This is a genomic window from Prauserella halophila (genome assembly GCF_024171895.1).
GTDB lineage: Bacteria > Actinomycetota > Actinomycetes > Mycobacteriales > Pseudonocardiaceae > Prauserella > Prauserella halophila.
Genome location: NZ_JAMTCQ010000008.1, coordinates 645,180 through 660,808, shown reverse-complemented (window position 1 = coordinate 660,808; position 15,629 = coordinate 645,180). Strand labels below are relative to the sequence as shown.

Here is a 15,629-nt window from a genome sequence, read left to right as displayed (position 1 = left end):
AGCGTTGTGGATCGCGCTGGGTGTACTCGGCGGGCTCGCCGTCGCCGTGGCGGGTGCCGGCTGGTGGGCACCGGTGGGCATGGTGCTGGCGACGGCGTTCGTGCTCGTGGCGGACGCCGACGCGGAACGGCCCGGTGGCTCCGGTGACGGCGGATCCGATCACGGTGGGGTTCCTGTCGGCGGGATCCGGGGTGACGACAGGGTTCCCGGTCACGGCGGTCCCGGCAACCCGGGGGCAGCCGGAGCGGTCCGGCCCGGTGCCGCACGGCTGGTCGCAGGCTTCGGCCGCGCGGCACGGCTGGCTGTCGTGGTGTTCGCCGCGTCGACGTTCGCGGCCTATCTGGTGCCCGGTCACCGGCCCGCCGCTGCGGTGCTGCTCGTGGTCGGCGTCGCGGTCGCCGACCTGGCGGGGGTCCGCCTCGACGCCTACTGGCGGCGCTGGGTGGCCGGCCTGCTGCTGGCGGCCGGCGCCGCCTTCGTGGCGGTGTGTCTCGGGGTGAGCCCTGCCCCGTCACCCGTGGCGGCGCCTGCCGGCGAGGACACGCCGTGGGGCGTGCTCGGTGGGGTGCTGTCGGCCGCCGCGGTGTTCGTGCCGGTGCTGCGCAGCCGGTCACGGCGCGCCGTCGTGACGGGCGCCGTGGCAGCGTTGGCCGTGGCGGGTGCCGCGCTGTATCAGCTCGGCCCGCTGCGGCTCGGGTTGTCGTCGACGTCGCTGCGCGACGTGTTCGCCGCGGCCGATGCCCGGGCACTCGTGCCGGCACTGGGTGCGGTCGTCGCGCTGGCGTGCGTGCCTGCGGGGCTCACCGCCTTCGCCGCGGCCCGGGCGGAGGCGCATCCCTCCCGGGTGGTGAGCACGGTCGTGCCCGCCGCAGTGGCGGCGATCCCCGCGGCCCTGCTGGCGCCTGCCGCGGCGGTGACGGTCGCGGCGATGCTGGCGCTGGCGGAGCTCGTCGCCCGCGCGGCCGCGGGGCCGCGCGGCGTCCGGCGGGTCGTGGTCGTGGCAGCGGGAATCGTGTTGTTCGGTGGCCTGCTCACCCGGTTGTGACCGGTCAGCTCATGAGAGCCGCGAGTCCGAGCAGGACGACCGAGGCCGCGGCGAGCCCTCCGAGCGACTTCGTCGGGAACCCCTCGCGGGGGAACACCTTGCCGCCGTGGACGCCTGCCAGCCACACGAAGCCGAAGATCGCACCGAAGATCCCGATGAAGGCGCCGAAACCGCCGATCATCAGGTAGCCGATCAGGACCGCCATGCCGCCTGCGAACGTCAGCAGCGCGGCGCCCGCGAGGGTCGCGAGGCCGCCGGTGGTCGACAACGGCTGCGCGTCCTCGCCCGTGGGCTGGGACGTCGGCGGGTAGGACCTGCTGGCCGGTGCCGCGTACGGGGTGCCCGGGTGTTGGGGGTTCATGTTCACACCGCGATGGTAACGACCGGGTATGGCCCTGTGGGGTCATCGGGGAGATATGCTCCGCGTATGACGACGACATCGCTGTTCACCCGTATTCCCAGTGCGCACGCAGCCTCCGCGGAGCGGGTAGCGGAAGTACTGGAGAATCCGGGGTTCGGTGTCCACTTCACCGACCACATGGTCACGGTGAAATGGAGCGCCGAGCAGGGGTGGCACGACGCCGAGGTGCGCGAGTACGCGCCGCTGACGTTCGACCCGGCGACGCAGGTGCTGCACTACGGGCAGGCGATCTTCGAGGGCCTCAAGGCGTACCGCCAGCCGGACGGCACGATCGGCGCGTTCCGGCCCGAGGCGAACGCGCAGCGGTTCCGTGACTCCGCGCGCAGGCTCGCGATGCCGGAGCTGCCCGACGAATTGTTCCTCGGTTCGATCGCCGAGCTCGTCGACGTCGACAAGCGCTGGGTGCCCACGCGGCAGGGCGAAGCCCTGTACCTGCGGCCGTTCCTGATCGCCACGGGCGAGGGACTGGGTGTCAACAGCCCCTCGGCGGAGTATCTGTACCTGCTCATCGCCTCGCCTGCCGGGTCGTACTTCTCGGGCGGCGTCAAGCCGGTGACGGTGTGGCTGTCGACCGAGTACGTGCGTGCCGCGCCGGGCGGCACCGGTGAGGCCAAGTGCTCGGGCAACTATGCGGCGTCGTTCGTCGCGCAGGCGCAGGCCAATGAACAGGGCTGCGACCAGGTGGTGTGGCTCGACGCCGCCGAGCGCCGCTGGGTCGAGGAGATGGGCGGGATGAACCTGTTCTTCGTCTTCGGCTCGGGTGCCGACGCGACCGTGGTGACCCCCGAGTTGAGCGGGTCGCTGCTGCCGGGCGTGACCCGCCGGTCGCTGCTGCAGTTGGCGGCCGACCGCGGATACACGGTCCGCGAACGGCAGGTCTCGACCGAGGAATGGGAGCGGGCGGCGACGTCGGGTGAACTGACCGAGGTGTTCGCCTGCGGTACGGCTGCGGTGATCACGCCGGTGGGGCACGTCAAGCACAACGACGGTGAGTTCACGATCGGCAGTGGCGATCCGGGCGAGCTGACGCTGGCGCTGCGCGAGCAGCTCACCGGAATCCAGGAAGGCACCCGCTCCGACGAGCACGGCTGGGTGCACAAGTTCGACTGACCGGTCCGCGCCCGGCTCCGATTCGCGCCCCGGCTCCGGTCCGCGGGAGATCCCGTGGTGACCGGATGCCGGGGCGCGGTCACGACCGGGCGGCCGCGCCCCGGAGCCGGTGTTTCCGACGGCCCGTGTGTCCGGCGGGGCCGGTATCGGATGGGGCCGGTATCAGGTGACGCCGTTGTCAGCTGGGGCCGTTGTCAGCTGGGGCCGTTGTCAGGTGACGTCCGCGTCGGTGGGCAGCGCCGGCCGCTCGGCGACGTCGGTGAGCAGCCGCGCCGCGGAGGTGAGCATCGGCAGCACGGTCGCGGCGCCGGTACCTGCGCCGAGGCGGATCCCCAGCTCGAGCACCGGTTCCAGGTCCAGGTGCTCCAGCGCCACCACCTGGGCGGGCTCGGCCGCGCGGTGTGCCGCCAGCCACCACGACCGTGCGCCCGGTGCGAGCTCCTCGGCCAGCAGCGCCGCCGCCGTCGACGGCAGACCGTCCAGCACCACGGGAGTCCGCCGGACCGCGGCCTGCGCCAGGAACCCCGTCATCGCGGCGAGGTCCGCACCACCCGCCGTGCGCAGCAGCGCGAGCGGTTCCCCCGTGACCGGCCGGCACCGTCGCAGCGCATCCCGCACGGCGGCGGCCTTGTGCATCCACATCGTGTCGTCGATGCCCGACCCGCGCCCGACGACGGCCACCGGCTCGGTGTCGGTCAGCGCCGCGACCAGTGCCGAGGCGGGTGTCGTGACGCCCGCGCCGAGTTCGGCTGCCACGAGTACGTCGGCGCCCTCGTCGACCTCGGCGTCGGCCGCCCGCATGCCGGCGCGTACGGCGGCTTCGGTCTCCTCCGCGGTGAGCGCGTCCTGCTCGTCGATCGAACCGGACCCGCTGCGGACGTGATCCGGGCCGGCACCGCCTGCCGTACCCACGTCGAGCACCCGGACCCCGGCGCCCGCCACATCGGCGAGGACGTTCAGCGGTGCGGCTCCGGTCTCGAGCGCGCCGAGCAGGTCCCTGGTCGTGCCGGAGCCGCCGAGGGACACGCCTGCGGCGGTGATGCCGTGGTCGGCGGCGAACACCACGATGCGCAGGTGCCGCAGCGGCCGGGGCGGCGTGCGCCCCTGGCACGCCGCGAGCCACGCGCCGAGCCGTTCGAGCCTGCCCAGCGAACGTGGGGGTGACAGCAACGTCGCGTGCCGCCGCAGTGCACCGGCGCGCGCGTTCTCGTCGGGAAGGGTGACGGGGCCGAACTCGATGTTCACGCGCTCAAGCTACCGCGCTCCGTGGGAGAGCAGTGCCCTGGCCAGTGAGCTGTCGCAGACCAGTACGTCGAGCACTGTGGTGTGCCGTGCGCCGAGCACGGCCGCCGATGCGAAGGGTCTGCTGCTCAGCGCGATCGACGATCCGAATCCGGTGCTCGTGCTCGAACACGAACTGCTCCGCAAGCAGGGCGGCCCGGTGCCGCGGAGGGGCCCGTGCGGGTGCCGCAGCTCGAGCAGGCGGCCGCGCCGCATGTCGACGACATCGTGGCGAAGGCGGGGGGAGTTGGTGTGGCAATGGAGTTGGTGCGGCAATGGTGAACCAGCAGGTCCCCATGGTCATGCCGAAGATGACCATGACCGAGGGCGTGCTCGCCGCCGCGCGGGTGCTGGCCACGATCGACGAGCTGCTCGGCGGCGAACCCGGATGCATCCGGTCTCGTATGATCCCTGCTGTGGCGGAACGGAGAACCCGGCGTGGCTCGGCGGGCCGGAGCCGCCGGGTTCCGCCCGCAGCCGGGGTCGTGCTGGCCAGCGGGGCCGGAACGCGGGTCGGCGCGGAGATGAACAAGGTGTACCTGCCGCTGGCGGGGCGCAGGCTGGTGTCGTGGTCGCTCGACGCGTTCGCGCGGGTCCCGGAGATCGGCGCCCTCCTGCTCGTCACGCGCCCGCAGGACAGGGACCTGGTCGACTGGGTGCTGGACCGCGAGGTCGGCTCCCGGGTGGAGGTCGTCTACGGCGGCGAGACGCGGCAGGAGTCGGAACTGCGGGCGCTGCGGTGGCTGTCGAGCCGCATCGACGAGGGCTCGGTGGACAGCGTCCTGATCCACGACGCAGCGCGGCCGTTGGTGAGTCCCGCGTTGATCGCGGGCGTGCTGCACGAGGCCCGCGAGCACGGGGGAGCGATTCCCGCGCTGCCCGCCGACGATCTGGTGGCCGTGGACGAGGCGGGCGCGCTCACCGGGCAGGGGCCGACGTCGATCGTGCGCGCCCAGACGCCGCAGGGTTTCCGTGCCGGGCCGCTGCTCGAGGTCTACGAGCGTGCCGCGCGCGATGACTTCGTGGGCACCGACACGGCCTCGGTGATGGAACGGTTCTCCGAGCTTCCGGTGCGGTGGGTGCGCGGGGAGCAGCAGAACTTCAAGATCACGTATCCGCACGATCTCGTGGTCGCCGAGCAGATACTGGCCGCGGCGGACTACCGGACGTGACCTCGATGAGGACGGAAGCGATGGGTGCGAAGGGAACGATCGAACACGCCACGCTCGCCTGTCACCGGTGCGGTCGTGAGACGCGGCACGAACTGGCCTACGCCGGGCGGCTGCTGGTGGTCACCACCTGCCTGACCTGCGGCACCGCCATCGAGCGCGACGTCCGGCGGCGTTATCTGCAGGATCTGCGGCACCGGATGCTCAGCAAGCCCGGCCGCATGGCCCGGAGGCTGTGCAGGCACCCGGTGGGTTTCGCCGGGTCGCTGCCGCGCACGGCCGTGCGCAAACCGTGGATGCTGGTGGACGAGGTGCGTCTCGTGTGGTCGGCCGCGGCCGACGCCCGCCGCCGGCATTCCGACGACGGCGGGCGCGGCCGCTGAGGCAATCCGCGATCTCAGAACGCTCGGGGATTTACAGCGCTCCGGGATTTACAGCGCTCCGGGATTCAGAGCGATTCGGGGCTCTTCGTCTCGCGCGGGTCGGTGATCACGACGTCGCCGAGTGCGTCGTCGATGGCCGTCATCAGGTCGTCGTCCAGCTTCACACCGACGGCCTTGATGTTCTCGTGCACCTGTTCCGGGCGGGAGGCGCCGATGATCGCCGAGGCCACGTTGCGGTTCTGCAGTACCCACGCCACGGCCAGCTGCGCCAGTGACAGGCCGGCCTGCTGCGCGAGCGGGGTGAGCTTCTCCACCCGCTCGCGCACCTCGTCGCGCAGGAACTTCTGGACGGTGGTCGCCCCGCCCTTCTCGTCGGTCGCGCGCGAGCCGGCGGGGACGGGCTGACCCGGCTTGTACTTGCCGGTGAGCACGCCCTGCGCGATCGGCGACCACACGATCTGGCTCATGCCTTCACGTTCGGACGCGGGCACGACCTGATCCTCGATGACGCGCCACAGCATGTTGTACTGCGGCTGGTTCGACACGAACGGGATCTTCAGTTCACGGGCCAGTTCGGCGCCGCGCGTGATCTGCTCGCCGGTCCATTCCGAGACGCCGACGTAGAGCACCTTGCCCTGCCGCACCAGGTCGGCGAAGGCCTGCATCGTCTCTTCGAGCGGCGTCGTGTGGTCGAACCGGTGCGCCTGGTACAGGTCCACGTAGTCGGTGCCGAGGCGCTGCAGCGACGCGTTCGCCGACTCCATGACGTGTTTGCGGCCCAGGCCCTTGTCGTTCGGGCCCTTCGGACCGGTCGGCCAGAAGACCTTGGTGAAGATCTCCAGGCTCTCGCGGCGCTGCCCCTGCAGGCCGCGGCCGAGTACCGACTCGGCGGCCGTATTCGCGTAGACGTCGGCGGTGTCGAAGGTCGTGATCCCGGCGTCCAGGGCCGCCTTGATGCAGGCGTGCGCCTGGTCCTCCTCCACCTGGGAACCGTGGGTGAGCCAGTTGCCGTACGAGATCTCGCTGACATTGAGGCCGCTGCGGCCGAGACGTCGAAATTCCATGGTTTGAGCGTAGCCCTGTAGTTCGCGTGACTAACGACCCGTGGGTGTGACGTTCGGGACCGGGGCGCGGGAACCGGCGATCCGGGATCGCGGTACGGCTTCTGCCGGTGCCATGCCTGTCCTAGGCAGCAGCGCGGAGCGTGTCCGGTTGGGTGGTGGGCAGACGGTGGAGAGGTTGGAAGAACTCCGTCACTAACCTTCACTCCAGGTGAGTGGACGGCGTTCCTGAAGGGCGTCCGGAACAACGAGTTCGACTGAGTCGCCAAGAACCCCCGGTCCAAGTGAACTGCTCCCCGGGAGTTGGACTGAAAATTCAGTTCCAGCTGCCGGGGAGCAGTCGTAGGGATGCACGTCATTCGTTGTCGGAAGCTCGGTGCGAGGCGGCTGTGGTGTTGTTCGCGCGTGGTTGGGCAGACGATGCGGTAGCGAGGTCGGCGCGGGGGATCTCGCGTGTCTGTGCTGAGGGAGGCCGTGCTGAGGGAGGCCGGCAGTGTCGCCGCCGGCTCGTGCCGTTACGGGATCGGGTCGCCGGCCTTGAGCCGCGGCTTGGGCACCCGCAGTCGCCGCAGCTGGCTCGCCCGCACGAACGCGTACCAGCCGAGCGAGGCACCGCGGACCTCCTCGTTCGGGAACCGCTCCCGCGCGGCCTTCGCCACCCGCCTGCCGTTGAGGAAGCCCTCGACGAGCATGCCCAGCAGGAAGATCGTCGTGACCAGCGTGGCGTACTGCTGGATCGCCACCACCGGCACCAGCAGCGACAGGAACACCACCACGGCCAGCGGCATGAACAGACCCAGGATGTTGCGCCGCGAGTCGATCACGTCGCGCACGTACTGCTTGACCGGGCCGCGGTCACGGGGGAGCAGGTAGCGCTGGTCGCCCGCCATCATCTTTTCCCGGCGTTCGCGGGCGGCGGCGCGGCGCGCTTCCTTGTCCTCCTTGGTCACCGGGTTCTGCTTCTTCTGCTTCCGGTTGCGGCGGATGGCCTCGCGCGTGGTGGTCGGCGGCGGTGCGACCGGGCCACGGCGTTTGCCTTCGGCCTCGACGCGCCTCGGCGTCGGCCTGCCCTTCGCCGGGGTGTGGCCCCTGGGCGCGTGAGATTCGCCGGACCCGTCGACGTCGGCCGTGGCGTCGACGTTCTCGGCAGAACCCGATTCGGACTTCTGGGTGTTGTTGCGGCGCAGGAACCTCACGCTGCCAGGGTATTGCAGTGCTCACTACCGATGTTCAGGCGGTCGGTGGGTGTGCCACCATGACGTCCGGGGAACAAGAGGGCCGTCCTCCTTGTTGCCTCCGGTGGAATACTGGAGTGAGCAAGGGGAAGGTCCGCTCTGCGGGTGACTGCCGCGCAGAGATCGTGCCCCTGGACAGCGACTTGAGGGAGTGCCATGACGACCGCTGAGCAGACCGGCAACACCGCCGCCGAGGAAGCCACCCACGGCGTCGCCCTGACCGAGGCCGCCGCCGGCAAGGCCAAGGGGCTGCTCGACCAGGAGGGCCGCGACGACATGCACCTGCGCATCGCGGTGCAGCCGGGCGGCTGTGCGGGCCTGCGCTACCAGCTCTTCTTCGACGAGCGTGAGCTCGACGGCGACCTGTACCGCGACTTCAACGGACTGCGCGTCGCAGTGGACCGGATGAGCGCTCCGTACGTCGAAGGTGCCCAGATCGACTTCGTCGACACGATCGAGAAGCAGGGCTTCACCATCGACAACCCGAACGCGGGCGGTTCCTGCGCCTGCGGCGACTCGTTCCACTGAGTCTCCGCGTTCCACTGAGTCCCCGCGTTCCACGGAGTCTTCGCCGCGTGCGGCGGCGAGACACGAACGGCGAAAACGGGCGCCGGTCCTCGTGACCGGCGCCCGTTTTGCTGTCGTCACCCTGCTTGGTTGCCGTCTCGCCCGTTTCGGTCGACAGTCCGCGGCCGAGGGAGAGACGGCCGCAGGAGAGACGACTGGGGGAGAGACGAGGAGTGGGGCCGCGATCGCCGTTGACCGCGGCTCCGGTGAGCGTGCCTGGTGTCAGACGTACGCGTCCAGTCCTGCAACCTGAGCGTGACATGCGTCGTCGACGTTCCACGACCGAGCCGACGAGTGCGGTCGCTGACCGGGCACGTGCGGGCGGGGAATGTCGCGGCAGTCGGAGATGAGCTCGTCGAGGGAATCGGGCTCGGGCGTGCCGGGCTCGGAGGTGCGAGGGCCGGAGGTGCGGTCAGCGCTGTTCATCGCGACCGAACGTAGGCAGCGCAGGCGGGCTGCGACAGGCTTACCGGCCGGTAGTGGGGCTGTACCGCCCGGTAGTCGCTCGGCAGGGTTAACGGCGCCAGGAGCCCTGCGCTGCGGGGCACCACCACGCCTCGGCGCAACCGGTCCACGGCGCAACTGCCCCACGGTGCAGCCGGTCCCACGGGCACCACGGCGCAGCGGCGTCTTCCGGAACAGCGGCGTCTTCCAGAACAGTGGCGCTTCCAGAACCGCGGCGTCTTTCCGAACAGTGGCGCTTCCAGAACCGCGGCGGGTCGGAACCGTGGCGCCGGGTCAGAACAGCGACGCTTGCGACTTTGCGAAGAAGGCGTTGTCCACGGCGATGATGCCGGCCAGGACCATCGTGCCGAGCGGTTCGGGCGTCGGGTACGGCCGCGTCAGGTTGTAGGCGTCCTCACGGCTGAACATGGGCGGCTTGCGCTCGCACTCGACGATCTGCTGCCCGCCCGCATCCGTCAGGTTGAGGACGGTGTTGCGCATGCCGCCCATCTTCAGCTGACCGGCGCGCACACCGCCCACGTACAGGCCCAGCGTGATCCGGCCGACGAGCTTCTCGGATTCGACGTGCCCCAATGGCGTTCCGTCGGGCAGCGTGACGTCGAAGCGCGGCTTGGCCGCGGACTGGGCACGCAGCGCCCGTGCGACGTGGAAGTACGGCGCGCCGGACAGGTCGACCAGTTCGAAGTGCTGGGAGAGGCCGGCCCCGCCACCGTCGTCGCTGTAGGTGCGGACGTGTTTCGACTCGTCCGGGTTCACCTGGACGACGGCGCCGACCGGAGTTCCCGTGTGATCGGTCACCGCATAGCTCGCCTTGGCGAGCATGCCGACGAACAAGCGCTTGTCCTGCACGATGTGCAGGGCCTGAGCGGTGTACACGGGACCGGCGCCGAGCTGGGCCGCCGCGCCGGCCTGCGCCGCTCCACCCGGTGCTGCTCCACCCTGCGCTGCTCCGGCGTGGGCTGCCGGGCCGGACTGCGGCGCCACCTGGTGTTGCGGGCCGCCCTGGTACGGCAGCCCCGGCTGCTGTCGCGCCGGCTGCTGTGGCGCCGACTGCTGTGGCGCCGGCTGCTGTGGGGCAGGTTGTGAGGCCTGCTGGGCCGGTTGCTGTGGGTAGTGCGGATGCTGCTGTGAGTGCTGCGGTTGCCCGCCCTGCGGCTGCTGCGCCGCCGGATGCCGGGGCTCGTACTGGAAGGCCTGTGGATACTGCGGCTGCGGATACTGCTGCGGTGGGTACTGCTGCTGCGGCGACTGCGGCTGCGGGACCGGTTGGGTGTAGGGCGTCCACCGGTACCCGTCCCACCAGCGCAGGTACCGAGGGTCGGCCTGATCCGGGTACCACCCGGGCGGCGGCTGTGTCATGACCCGCAGCGTAACCGGATGTCCGTGCCGTGACGCGCCGTCACGCCCGTGCGCGGACACGGACGTGACGGCGCGACCGCGGTCACACCATCGGAATCACACAGCGCCGGAATCACACGGCGCCGGCGGCGTACCGGTGCCGGGCGGGGCCGCCACCGGACCGGCGGCCGTTAGACGTGAATCGGGTACTGGGGCTCCGGGACGTCGACCGTGATGCGGTTCTCGATGAAGATGCCGTGCCAGATCATGAACACGAGCAGCGCCCAGAGGCGGCGGCTGTGGTCGAGGGTGCCGGCGCGGTGCTCGTCGAGCAGGGCGCGGACGGCGGCCTTGTCGAGCAGGTGGCCGGTCCGGGAGTCGGCGATGATGCCGCGGGCCCAGTCGTACATGTCGTCGCGCAGCCAGTCGCGGATCGGTACGGGGAACCCGAGCTTGCGGCGGTTCAGCACGTGTGAGGGGACGATGCCGTCGAGCGCCCTGCGGAGCGCGAACTTGGTCGTCTCCTTGGTGATCTTCTGGTCGAGTGGGATGGCGGACGAGACGCGGAACACCTCGGAGTCGAGGAACGGCACACGCAGTTCGAGCGAATTGGCCATCGTCACCTTGTCGGCCTTGACGAGGATGTCGCCGCGCAGCCAGGTGAACAGGTCGATGTGCTGCATCCGCGACACCGGGTCCCAGCCGCGGGACAGGTCGTACCAGGGTGCGGTGACGTCCTGGTGGCCGACGCCTTCGGTGAAGTGCGGAAGGACCTCACGGAGCTGATCGTCCCGGAAGAGGCGGGCGTTGCCGTAGTAGCGCTCCTCCAGTGGCAGCGAGCCACGGCGGAGCAGGTCCTTGCCCCGCGTGCCCTCCGGAATGGCCTTCGAGACCTTCCCGGCGAGCCGGCGCACCGCACCGGGCATCTTCTCGAACGGTGCGAGCGAGAGCGGCTCGCGGTAGATCGTGTAGCCGCCGAACAGCTCGTCGGAGCCCTCACCGGACAGGACGACCTTCACGTGCTTGCGTGCCTCGCGTGCGATGAACCACAGCGGCACGAGCGCCGGATCGGCGACCGGGTCGTCGAGGTACCAGACGATCAGCGGCAGGGTCTCCATCATCTCCTGGGCGGAGACGGTGCGGACGACGTGCTTGACGCCGATAGCGGCGGCCGACTCGGCCGCGACGTCGACCTCCGAGTAGCCCTCGCGCTCGAATCCGGTGGTGAACGTGACCAGATTCGGGTTGTGCTCCTTGGCCAGCGCGGCGATCGCGGTGGAGTCGATGCCGCCGGACAGGAACGAGCCGACCGTCACGTCGGCACGCATGTGCTTGGCCACCGAGTCGTGCATCACCTCGGCGATCTCCTCGTGCAGCGCCGCCGTCTGGGCGGGACCGGAGACCGGTTTGGTGCGGAACTCGGGGGAGAAGTACCGGTCGGTGCGCAGCTCACCGCCGGGCGAGACGGTGAACGATGTGCCCGACTCGATACGCCGGACGTTGCGGTGCAGCGACTCGGGCTCGGGCACGTACTGGAGGACGAGGTAGTGCTGCAGCGCCACCGGGTCGAGTTCGTCGGCCAGGCCGAGCGTGCCGGTCAGCGCGAGCAGGCTCTTCTTCTCGCTGGCGAACGCCACCCCGTTCGGGCCGGACGAGACGAACAGCGGTTTGATGCCGAACGGATCGCGCGCACCGAAGACCACCCTCGCCTCGGAGTCCCAGATCAGGAACGCGAACATGCCGCGCAACCTGCCCACCGCGGCCGGGCCGAGGTGGTGGTACGCGGCGACGATCGCCTCGGTGTCGCCCGCTGTGTGGAACGTCGCACCGTGCTGGCCGGCGAGCTCGTCCCGCAGCTCGAGATAGTTGTAGATCTCACCGTTGAAGTTGATGGTGTAGCGCGTCGGGTTGTCCGGCGGACCCCAGGTCAACGGCTGGTGCGAGTGATCGACGTCGATGATCGCGAGGCGGTTGAAGCCGAACACGATCGCGTCGTCGGCCCAGGTGTCGGTCTCGTCGGGGCCGCGATGCCGTTGGCAGCGCAGCGCCTCGCCCACGGCGGGCCGTGCCGTCGCTGCGTCGTTCTCACTGGGACACACCAGTCCAAGCAGGCCGCACACGCCTCTTCACACACCTTCTTGCTCGTCGCGGGCTCACCGAATCGGCTCGTCACGCGGCCCGCGGGCGGTGTGCGCCGGGGCCGATCGCGCACCGGCCGTGACCCGGCCGTGAACCGATGCAGCGCTGGAATCGCCAGTATGCCCGCAGTGTGTCCCCGGTTACGGTGGCGGGGGCACGGATACCCCTTGGGCGCCGATCCGGTTCACCTCGGCTAAAGTCCCCCTACGTCACGTAGTGATCGGGCGAGGAGGCATCGCGCAGTGGGCGTTCCAGAACGCACCCGGAACACACGCCGGGGCAAGGTCGCCAAGGTGACCGTGCTCGCCGGGCTTGTCGCCGTCCTGGCGACGGGATGTTCCGGCGAGGAGGTCCTGCGGTTCGGGTGGCCGGACGGGGTCACCCCTGAGGCCGACAGTATGCGGACCTTCTGGACCTGGTCCGTCGTCGCCGCGCTCGTCGTCGGCGTCATCGTCTGGGGCTTGATGTTCTGGTCGATGATCTTCCACCGGAAGAAGCCGTCCTCGGCAGACGTCCGAACCTCCGGCGAGGAAGCACTCCCGCGGCAGTTCCAGTACAACGTGCCGCTCGAGCTGTTCTGCGTCGTCGTGCCGGTGATCATGGTGTGCGTGCTGTTCTTCTTCACCGCCACCACCGAGAGCCAGGTGCTGGCCGAGGAGGACGAGGCCGATGTGACGGTGGACGTCACGGCGTTCCAGTGGAACTGGGAGTTCGGCTATCCCGACGAGCAGCAGACCGAGGACGGCCGGACGATCTCCACGGTCGGCAGTTCCTCGGAGATCCCGCTGCTGGTGCTGCCGACGGACCGGACGATCCAGTACAACCTGCGGGCGACCGACGTCATCCACTCGTTCTGGGTTCCGGAGTTCAACTTCAAGCGGGACGTCATGCCGTTCCCGAAGAAGAACAACCAGGACAACACGTTCCAGAACACGATCGACCGCGAAGGCGCGTTCGTGGGCCGCTGCGCCGAGCTGTGCGGCACGTACCACGCGATGATGAACTTCGAGGTGCGGGCGCTGTCGCCGGAGCTCTACGACCGGTACATCGAGTTGCGGGCCCAGACGAACGCGCAGACCGGCAAGCCCAACACGGCCGCCGATGCGCTGCGGGCGCTGCAGGACGAGGGCTGCGACGAGGAGCTGTGCAGCCCGACCGCGACCACGACGACGCCGTTCGCCACGGACCGCACACTGCGGACGGCCTCGGGCTGATCATCTCGCCGCCGGCGGTCGGAACGCGTGCGCAGGCCCGCGTCACCGGTCGCCGGCCGGTGTGCACCGGAAGTATCGGATCCACTCAGTACGCTGATCACGAACGCTGAGCTACCAGTAAGGACACAGGGCACATGAAGAACGAAGCCAGGCTGTTCGACATCGTCATGGTCTTCGCGTTCTTCGTGGCGGTCGTCTACGGGGTGATGACGGGCGTCATGACCGAGGACGGGGTCGAGCCGATCGGCACCGTCGCGCTGATTCTGACCGGAGGCCTCACGCTGCTGGTCGGCAGCTACATCCGGTTCGTCGGCCGCCGTATCCCGGAGCGCCCGGAGGACAACGACGAGGCCGAGGTCAGCGACGGTGCGGGCGAGCTGGGCTTCTTCAGCGCCGGCAGCTACTGGCCGTTCGGCCTCGCCGCGTTCGCGGCCCTGGCCGGTCTCGCGCTCGCGTTCATGCAGATCTGGCTGCTGATCTTCGCGATCATCGGTCTGCTGATCACCATCGGCGGTCTGGTGTTCGAGTACCACTCGGGCCCGAGCCACCACTGAGGCACCGGCCCGCGAGTCGTACAGCTGAAGGCCCTGCCACCCCGGCGAACCCGGGGTGGCAGGGCCTTCACGTGTGTGCGGTCCCGCGTGCTCGGCGGGGCCGGCGGCCGGTGGCCCCGCCCCGGGCCGGCCGGTGGTCCCCGTCGAATCAGGCGGTGGTCTCCGCCGAGAAGTCGATCCACCGTCGGAGCAGGTTCGCGGTCGCACCGGAGTCGAGGGCCTCGGCGGCGCGCTCGAGGTGGGTGCTCAGATCGGCGGTGAGGTCGCCGGTGAAGCCGTGGTATGCGGTGAGCGCGCCGGCCGCGTTCAGCAGCACGGCGTCGCGCACCGGCCCCGTTTTGCCGCTGACGAGCTCGTGGACGACCCTGGCGTTGATCTCCGGGGTTCCACCCTTGAGCTCGGCCTCGGTGGTGAGAGCGAGTCCCAGGGCCTGCGGGTCGATCGTCTCCTCACGGATCGTGCCGCCGGTGATCACCCAGGCCGTCGTCGTGGTCGTGGTGGTGATCTCGTCGAGACCGTCGTCACCGCGCACCAGCAGCACATCCTGCCCGCGGTCGGCGTACACCTCGGCGAGCACCCGCGTCTTGTCCCGGTAGGCGCAGCCGATGAGGCTCGCCGACGGCTGTGCCGGGTTGCTCAGCGGACCGAGCATGTTGAACGTGGTGGGCACGCCCAGTTCGCGCCGGGTCGCACCGGCGTACTTGAGCGCCGGATGGAATGCGGGCGCGAAGCAGAACCCGATGCCGACCTCGGCGACGCACCGCAGCACGTCCTCCGGCGACATGGTGATCGCCACACCCATGGTCTCCAGCACATCCGCCGCGCCCGCTTTCGACGATGCGGCCCGGCTGCCGTGCTTGACGACCGGAGCGCCCGCCGCCGCCACGACCAGCGACGACATCGTCGAGATGTTCACCGACCCCGCCCGGTCGCCGCCGGTGCCGACGATGTCGACGGCCGTGTAATCGATGTCGAGCGTGCGCGCGTGCGCGAGCATGGTCGAGGCCATCCCGGAGATCTCCGCGGGCGTCTCGCCCTTGGCCCGGAGTCCGATGGCGAACCCGCCGATCTGGGACGGGGTCGCGGCGTCGGACATGATCTGGTCCATCGCCCACGCCGTCTCCTCCTGGGAGAGGTCGGTGCGGTCGATGAGCCTGCTCAGAATCGCGGGCCAGGTGTGTGCGTCAGGCATGTGTGAGATCAACCCTGTATGGCGAGGTCCTGCCTGCGCAGCACCTCGGCGATCGTTTCGGCGGAGGCGAGGGGGTCCAGCGGGTGCACCAGCACGGCGTCGGCCTGCGACCAGGTCGCGAGCCATCGGTCGTCGGCACGCCGTACGGCCACGGCGATCGGCGGGCAGGCGGTGATCTCGTGCTTGAGCTGCCTGCACAGTCCGATACCGCCCGTGGGCTGGGCCTCGCCGTCGAGAATAGCGAGATCGATCGTGCCGGAGTCCATCTCGGCCAGCACGTCGCCGACCCCGGACGCCTCGACGTAGGTCACCTTGGGTACGTCGGTCGCGGGCCTGCGCCCCACGGCGCCCATGATCGTGTCACGGACCTCCGGGCGGTGGCTGAACACGAGGATCCGCTGGGGGTGGTCGGTCATCTGCCGTCCTCCATGTCGGGAGTTCGGGCGGCCTCGTTG

Annotated in this window: 16 protein-coding genes; 7 read left to right on the top strand and 9 right to left on the bottom strand. The window is 70.2% G+C overall.

What is annotated here, in order from left to right:
* The first annotated feature begins 4 nt into the window (after positions 1-4).
* Positions 5-1,045 carry a hypothetical protein gene (locus tag LY41_RS03330; protein ID WP_253862318.1) on the top strand — a complete coding sequence of 347 codons (1,041 nt, stop codon included), beginning with the start codon at positions 5-7 and terminating at the stop codon, positions 1,043-1,045.
* Positions 1,046-1,049: 4 nt separating this feature from the next.
* On the opposite strand, the gene LY41_RS03325 is transcribed toward LY41_RS03330, so the two are convergent.
* Positions 1,050-1,406, bottom strand: coding sequence for a hypothetical protein (locus LY41_RS03325; protein WP_253862874.1), 357 nt, complete (start codon positions 1,404-1,406; stop codon positions 1,050-1,052).
* A gap of 66 nt (positions 1,407-1,472) precedes the next feature.
* Between LY41_RS03325 and LY41_RS03320 the strand changes: the two genes are divergently transcribed.
* Positions 1,473-2,576: a branched-chain amino acid aminotransferase gene (locus LY41_RS03320; protein WP_253862317.1), complete on the top strand. Its 1,104-nt coding sequence runs from the start codon at positions 1,473-1,475 to the stop codon at positions 2,574-2,576.
* 210 nt (positions 2,577-2,786) lie between these two features.
* Here the strand turns inward: LY41_RS03320 and LY41_RS03315 are convergent, their stop codons facing one another.
* Positions 2,787-3,821, bottom strand: coding sequence for a nicotinate-nucleotide--dimethylbenzimidazole phosphoribosyltransferase (locus tag LY41_RS03315; RefSeq protein WP_253862316.1), 1,035 nt, complete (start codon positions 3,819-3,821; stop codon positions 2,787-2,789).
* Between the two features lie 440 nt (positions 3,822-4,261).
* On the opposite strand from LY41_RS03315, the gene LY41_RS03310 reads away from it, so the two are divergent.
* Entirely contained in the window at positions 4,262-5,029 is a 768-nt protein-coding gene (locus LY41_RS03310) for an IspD/TarI family cytidylyltransferase (protein WP_253862873.1), read from the top strand.
* Between the two features lie 20 nt (positions 5,030-5,049).
* Entirely contained in the window at positions 5,050-5,409 is a 360-nt protein-coding gene (locus LY41_RS03305; protein WP_253862315.1) for a hypothetical protein, read from the top strand.
* 65 nt (positions 5,410-5,474) lie between these two features.
* Here the strand turns inward: LY41_RS03305 and LY41_RS03300 are convergent, their stop codons facing one another.
* Positions 5,475-6,473, bottom strand: a complete 999-nt coding sequence (locus LY41_RS03300; RefSeq protein ID WP_253862314.1) for an aldo/keto reductase family protein — start codon at positions 6,471-6,473, stop codon at positions 5,475-5,477.
* Positions 6,474-6,985: 512 nt separating this feature from the next.
* A complete protein-coding gene (locus LY41_RS03295) occupies positions 6,986-7,666 on the bottom strand; it encodes a DUF3043 domain-containing protein (protein WP_253862313.1) in 681 nt (226 codons plus the stop codon).
* Between the two features lie 195 nt (positions 7,667-7,861).
* Between LY41_RS03295 and LY41_RS03290 the strand changes: the two genes are divergently transcribed.
* Complete coding sequence (locus LY41_RS03290) at positions 7,862-8,233, top strand: HesB/IscA family protein (protein ID WP_253862312.1); 372 nt, start codon at positions 7,862-7,864, stop codon at positions 8,231-8,233.
* Between the two features lie 261 nt (positions 8,234-8,494).
* On the opposite strand, the gene LY41_RS03285 is transcribed toward LY41_RS03290, so the two are convergent.
* The 3 genes from LY41_RS03285 to asnB form a co-directional block, all read right to left on the bottom strand.
* Positions 8,495-8,698, bottom strand: a complete 204-nt coding sequence (locus tag LY41_RS03285; RefSeq protein ID WP_253862311.1) for a hypothetical protein — start codon at positions 8,696-8,698, stop codon at positions 8,495-8,497.
* A 312-nt stretch (positions 8,699-9,010) separates the two neighbouring features.
* Positions 9,011-10,096 carry a DUF2510 domain-containing protein gene (locus tag LY41_RS03280; protein ID WP_253862310.1) on the bottom strand — a complete coding sequence of 362 codons (1,086 nt, stop codon included), beginning with the start codon at positions 10,094-10,096 and terminating at the stop codon, positions 9,011-9,013.
* 170 nt (positions 10,097-10,266) lie between these two features.
* Positions 10,267-12,195: an asparagine synthase (glutamine-hydrolyzing) gene (gene asnB, locus LY41_RS03275; protein ID WP_253862309.1), complete on the bottom strand. Its 1,929-nt coding sequence runs from the start codon at positions 12,193-12,195 to the stop codon at positions 10,267-10,269.
* A 261-nt stretch (positions 12,196-12,456) separates the two neighbouring features.
* Here asnB and ctaC point away from each other — a divergent pair, with 261 nt between their 5' ends.
* Positions 12,457-13,428 carry an aa3-type cytochrome oxidase subunit II gene (gene ctaC, locus LY41_RS03270; protein ID WP_253862308.1) on the top strand — a complete coding sequence of 324 codons (972 nt, stop codon included), beginning with the start codon at positions 12,457-12,459 and terminating at the stop codon, positions 13,426-13,428.
* Between the two features lie 134 nt (positions 13,429-13,562).
* Entirely contained in the window at positions 13,563-13,982 is a 420-nt protein-coding gene (locus LY41_RS03265; protein ID WP_253862307.1) for a cytochrome c oxidase subunit 4, read from the top strand.
* Positions 13,983-14,130: 148 nt separating this feature from the next.
* Here LY41_RS03265 and trpD read toward each other — a convergent pair whose 3' ends face one another.
* Positions 14,131-15,174 carry an anthranilate phosphoribosyltransferase gene (gene trpD / locus LY41_RS03260; RefSeq protein ID WP_253862306.1) on the bottom strand — a complete coding sequence of 348 codons (1,044 nt, stop codon included), beginning with the start codon at positions 15,172-15,174 and terminating at the stop codon, positions 14,131-14,133.
* Positions 15,175-15,182: 8 nt separating this feature from the next.
* Positions 15,183-15,590 carry a hypothetical protein gene (locus LY41_RS03255; protein ID WP_253862305.1) on the bottom strand — a complete coding sequence of 136 codons (408 nt, stop codon included), beginning with the start codon at positions 15,588-15,590 and terminating at the stop codon, positions 15,183-15,185.
* Positions 15,591-15,629: the final 39 nt, after the last annotated feature.

Coding starts and splice junctions, on each gene's coding strand:
- LY41_RS03325 (WP_253862874.1), bottom strand. CDS start 1,406: ATGAACCCCCAACACCCGGGCACCCCGTACGCGGCACCGGCCAGCAGG.
- LY41_RS03320 (WP_253862317.1), top strand. CDS start 1,473: ATGACGACGACATCGCTGTTCACCCGTATTCCCAGTGCGCACGCAGCC.
- LY41_RS03310 (WP_253862873.1), top strand. CDS start 4,262: ATGATCCCTGCTGTGGCGGAACGGAGAACCCGGCGTGGCTCGGCGGGC.
- LY41_RS03305 (WP_253862315.1), top strand. CDS start 5,050: ATGGGTGCGAAGGGAACGATCGAACACGCCACGCTCGCCTGTCACCGG.
- LY41_RS03300 (WP_253862314.1), bottom strand. CDS start 6,473: ATGGAATTTCGACGTCTCGGCCGCAGCGGCCTCAATGTCAGCGAGATC.
- LY41_RS03290 (WP_253862312.1), top strand. CDS start 7,862: ATGACGACCGCTGAGCAGACCGGCAACACCGCCGCCGAGGAAGCCACC.
- LY41_RS03285 (WP_253862311.1), bottom strand. CDS start 8,698: ATGAACAGCGCTGACCGCACCTCCGGCCCTCGCACCTCCGAGCCCGGC.
- LY41_RS03280 (WP_253862310.1), bottom strand. CDS start 10,096: ATGACACAGCCGCCGCCCGGGTGGTACCCGGATCAGGCCGACCCTCGG.
- LY41_RS03265 (WP_253862307.1), top strand. CDS start 13,563: ATGAAGAACGAAGCCAGGCTGTTCGACATCGTCATGGTCTTCGCGTTC.
- trpD (WP_253862306.1), bottom strand. CDS start 15,174: ATGCCTGACGCACACACCTGGCCCGCGATTCTGAGCAGGCTCATCGAC.
- LY41_RS03255 (WP_253862305.1), bottom strand. CDS start 15,590: ATGACCGACCACCCCCAGCGGATCCTCGTGTTCAGCCACCGCCCGGAG.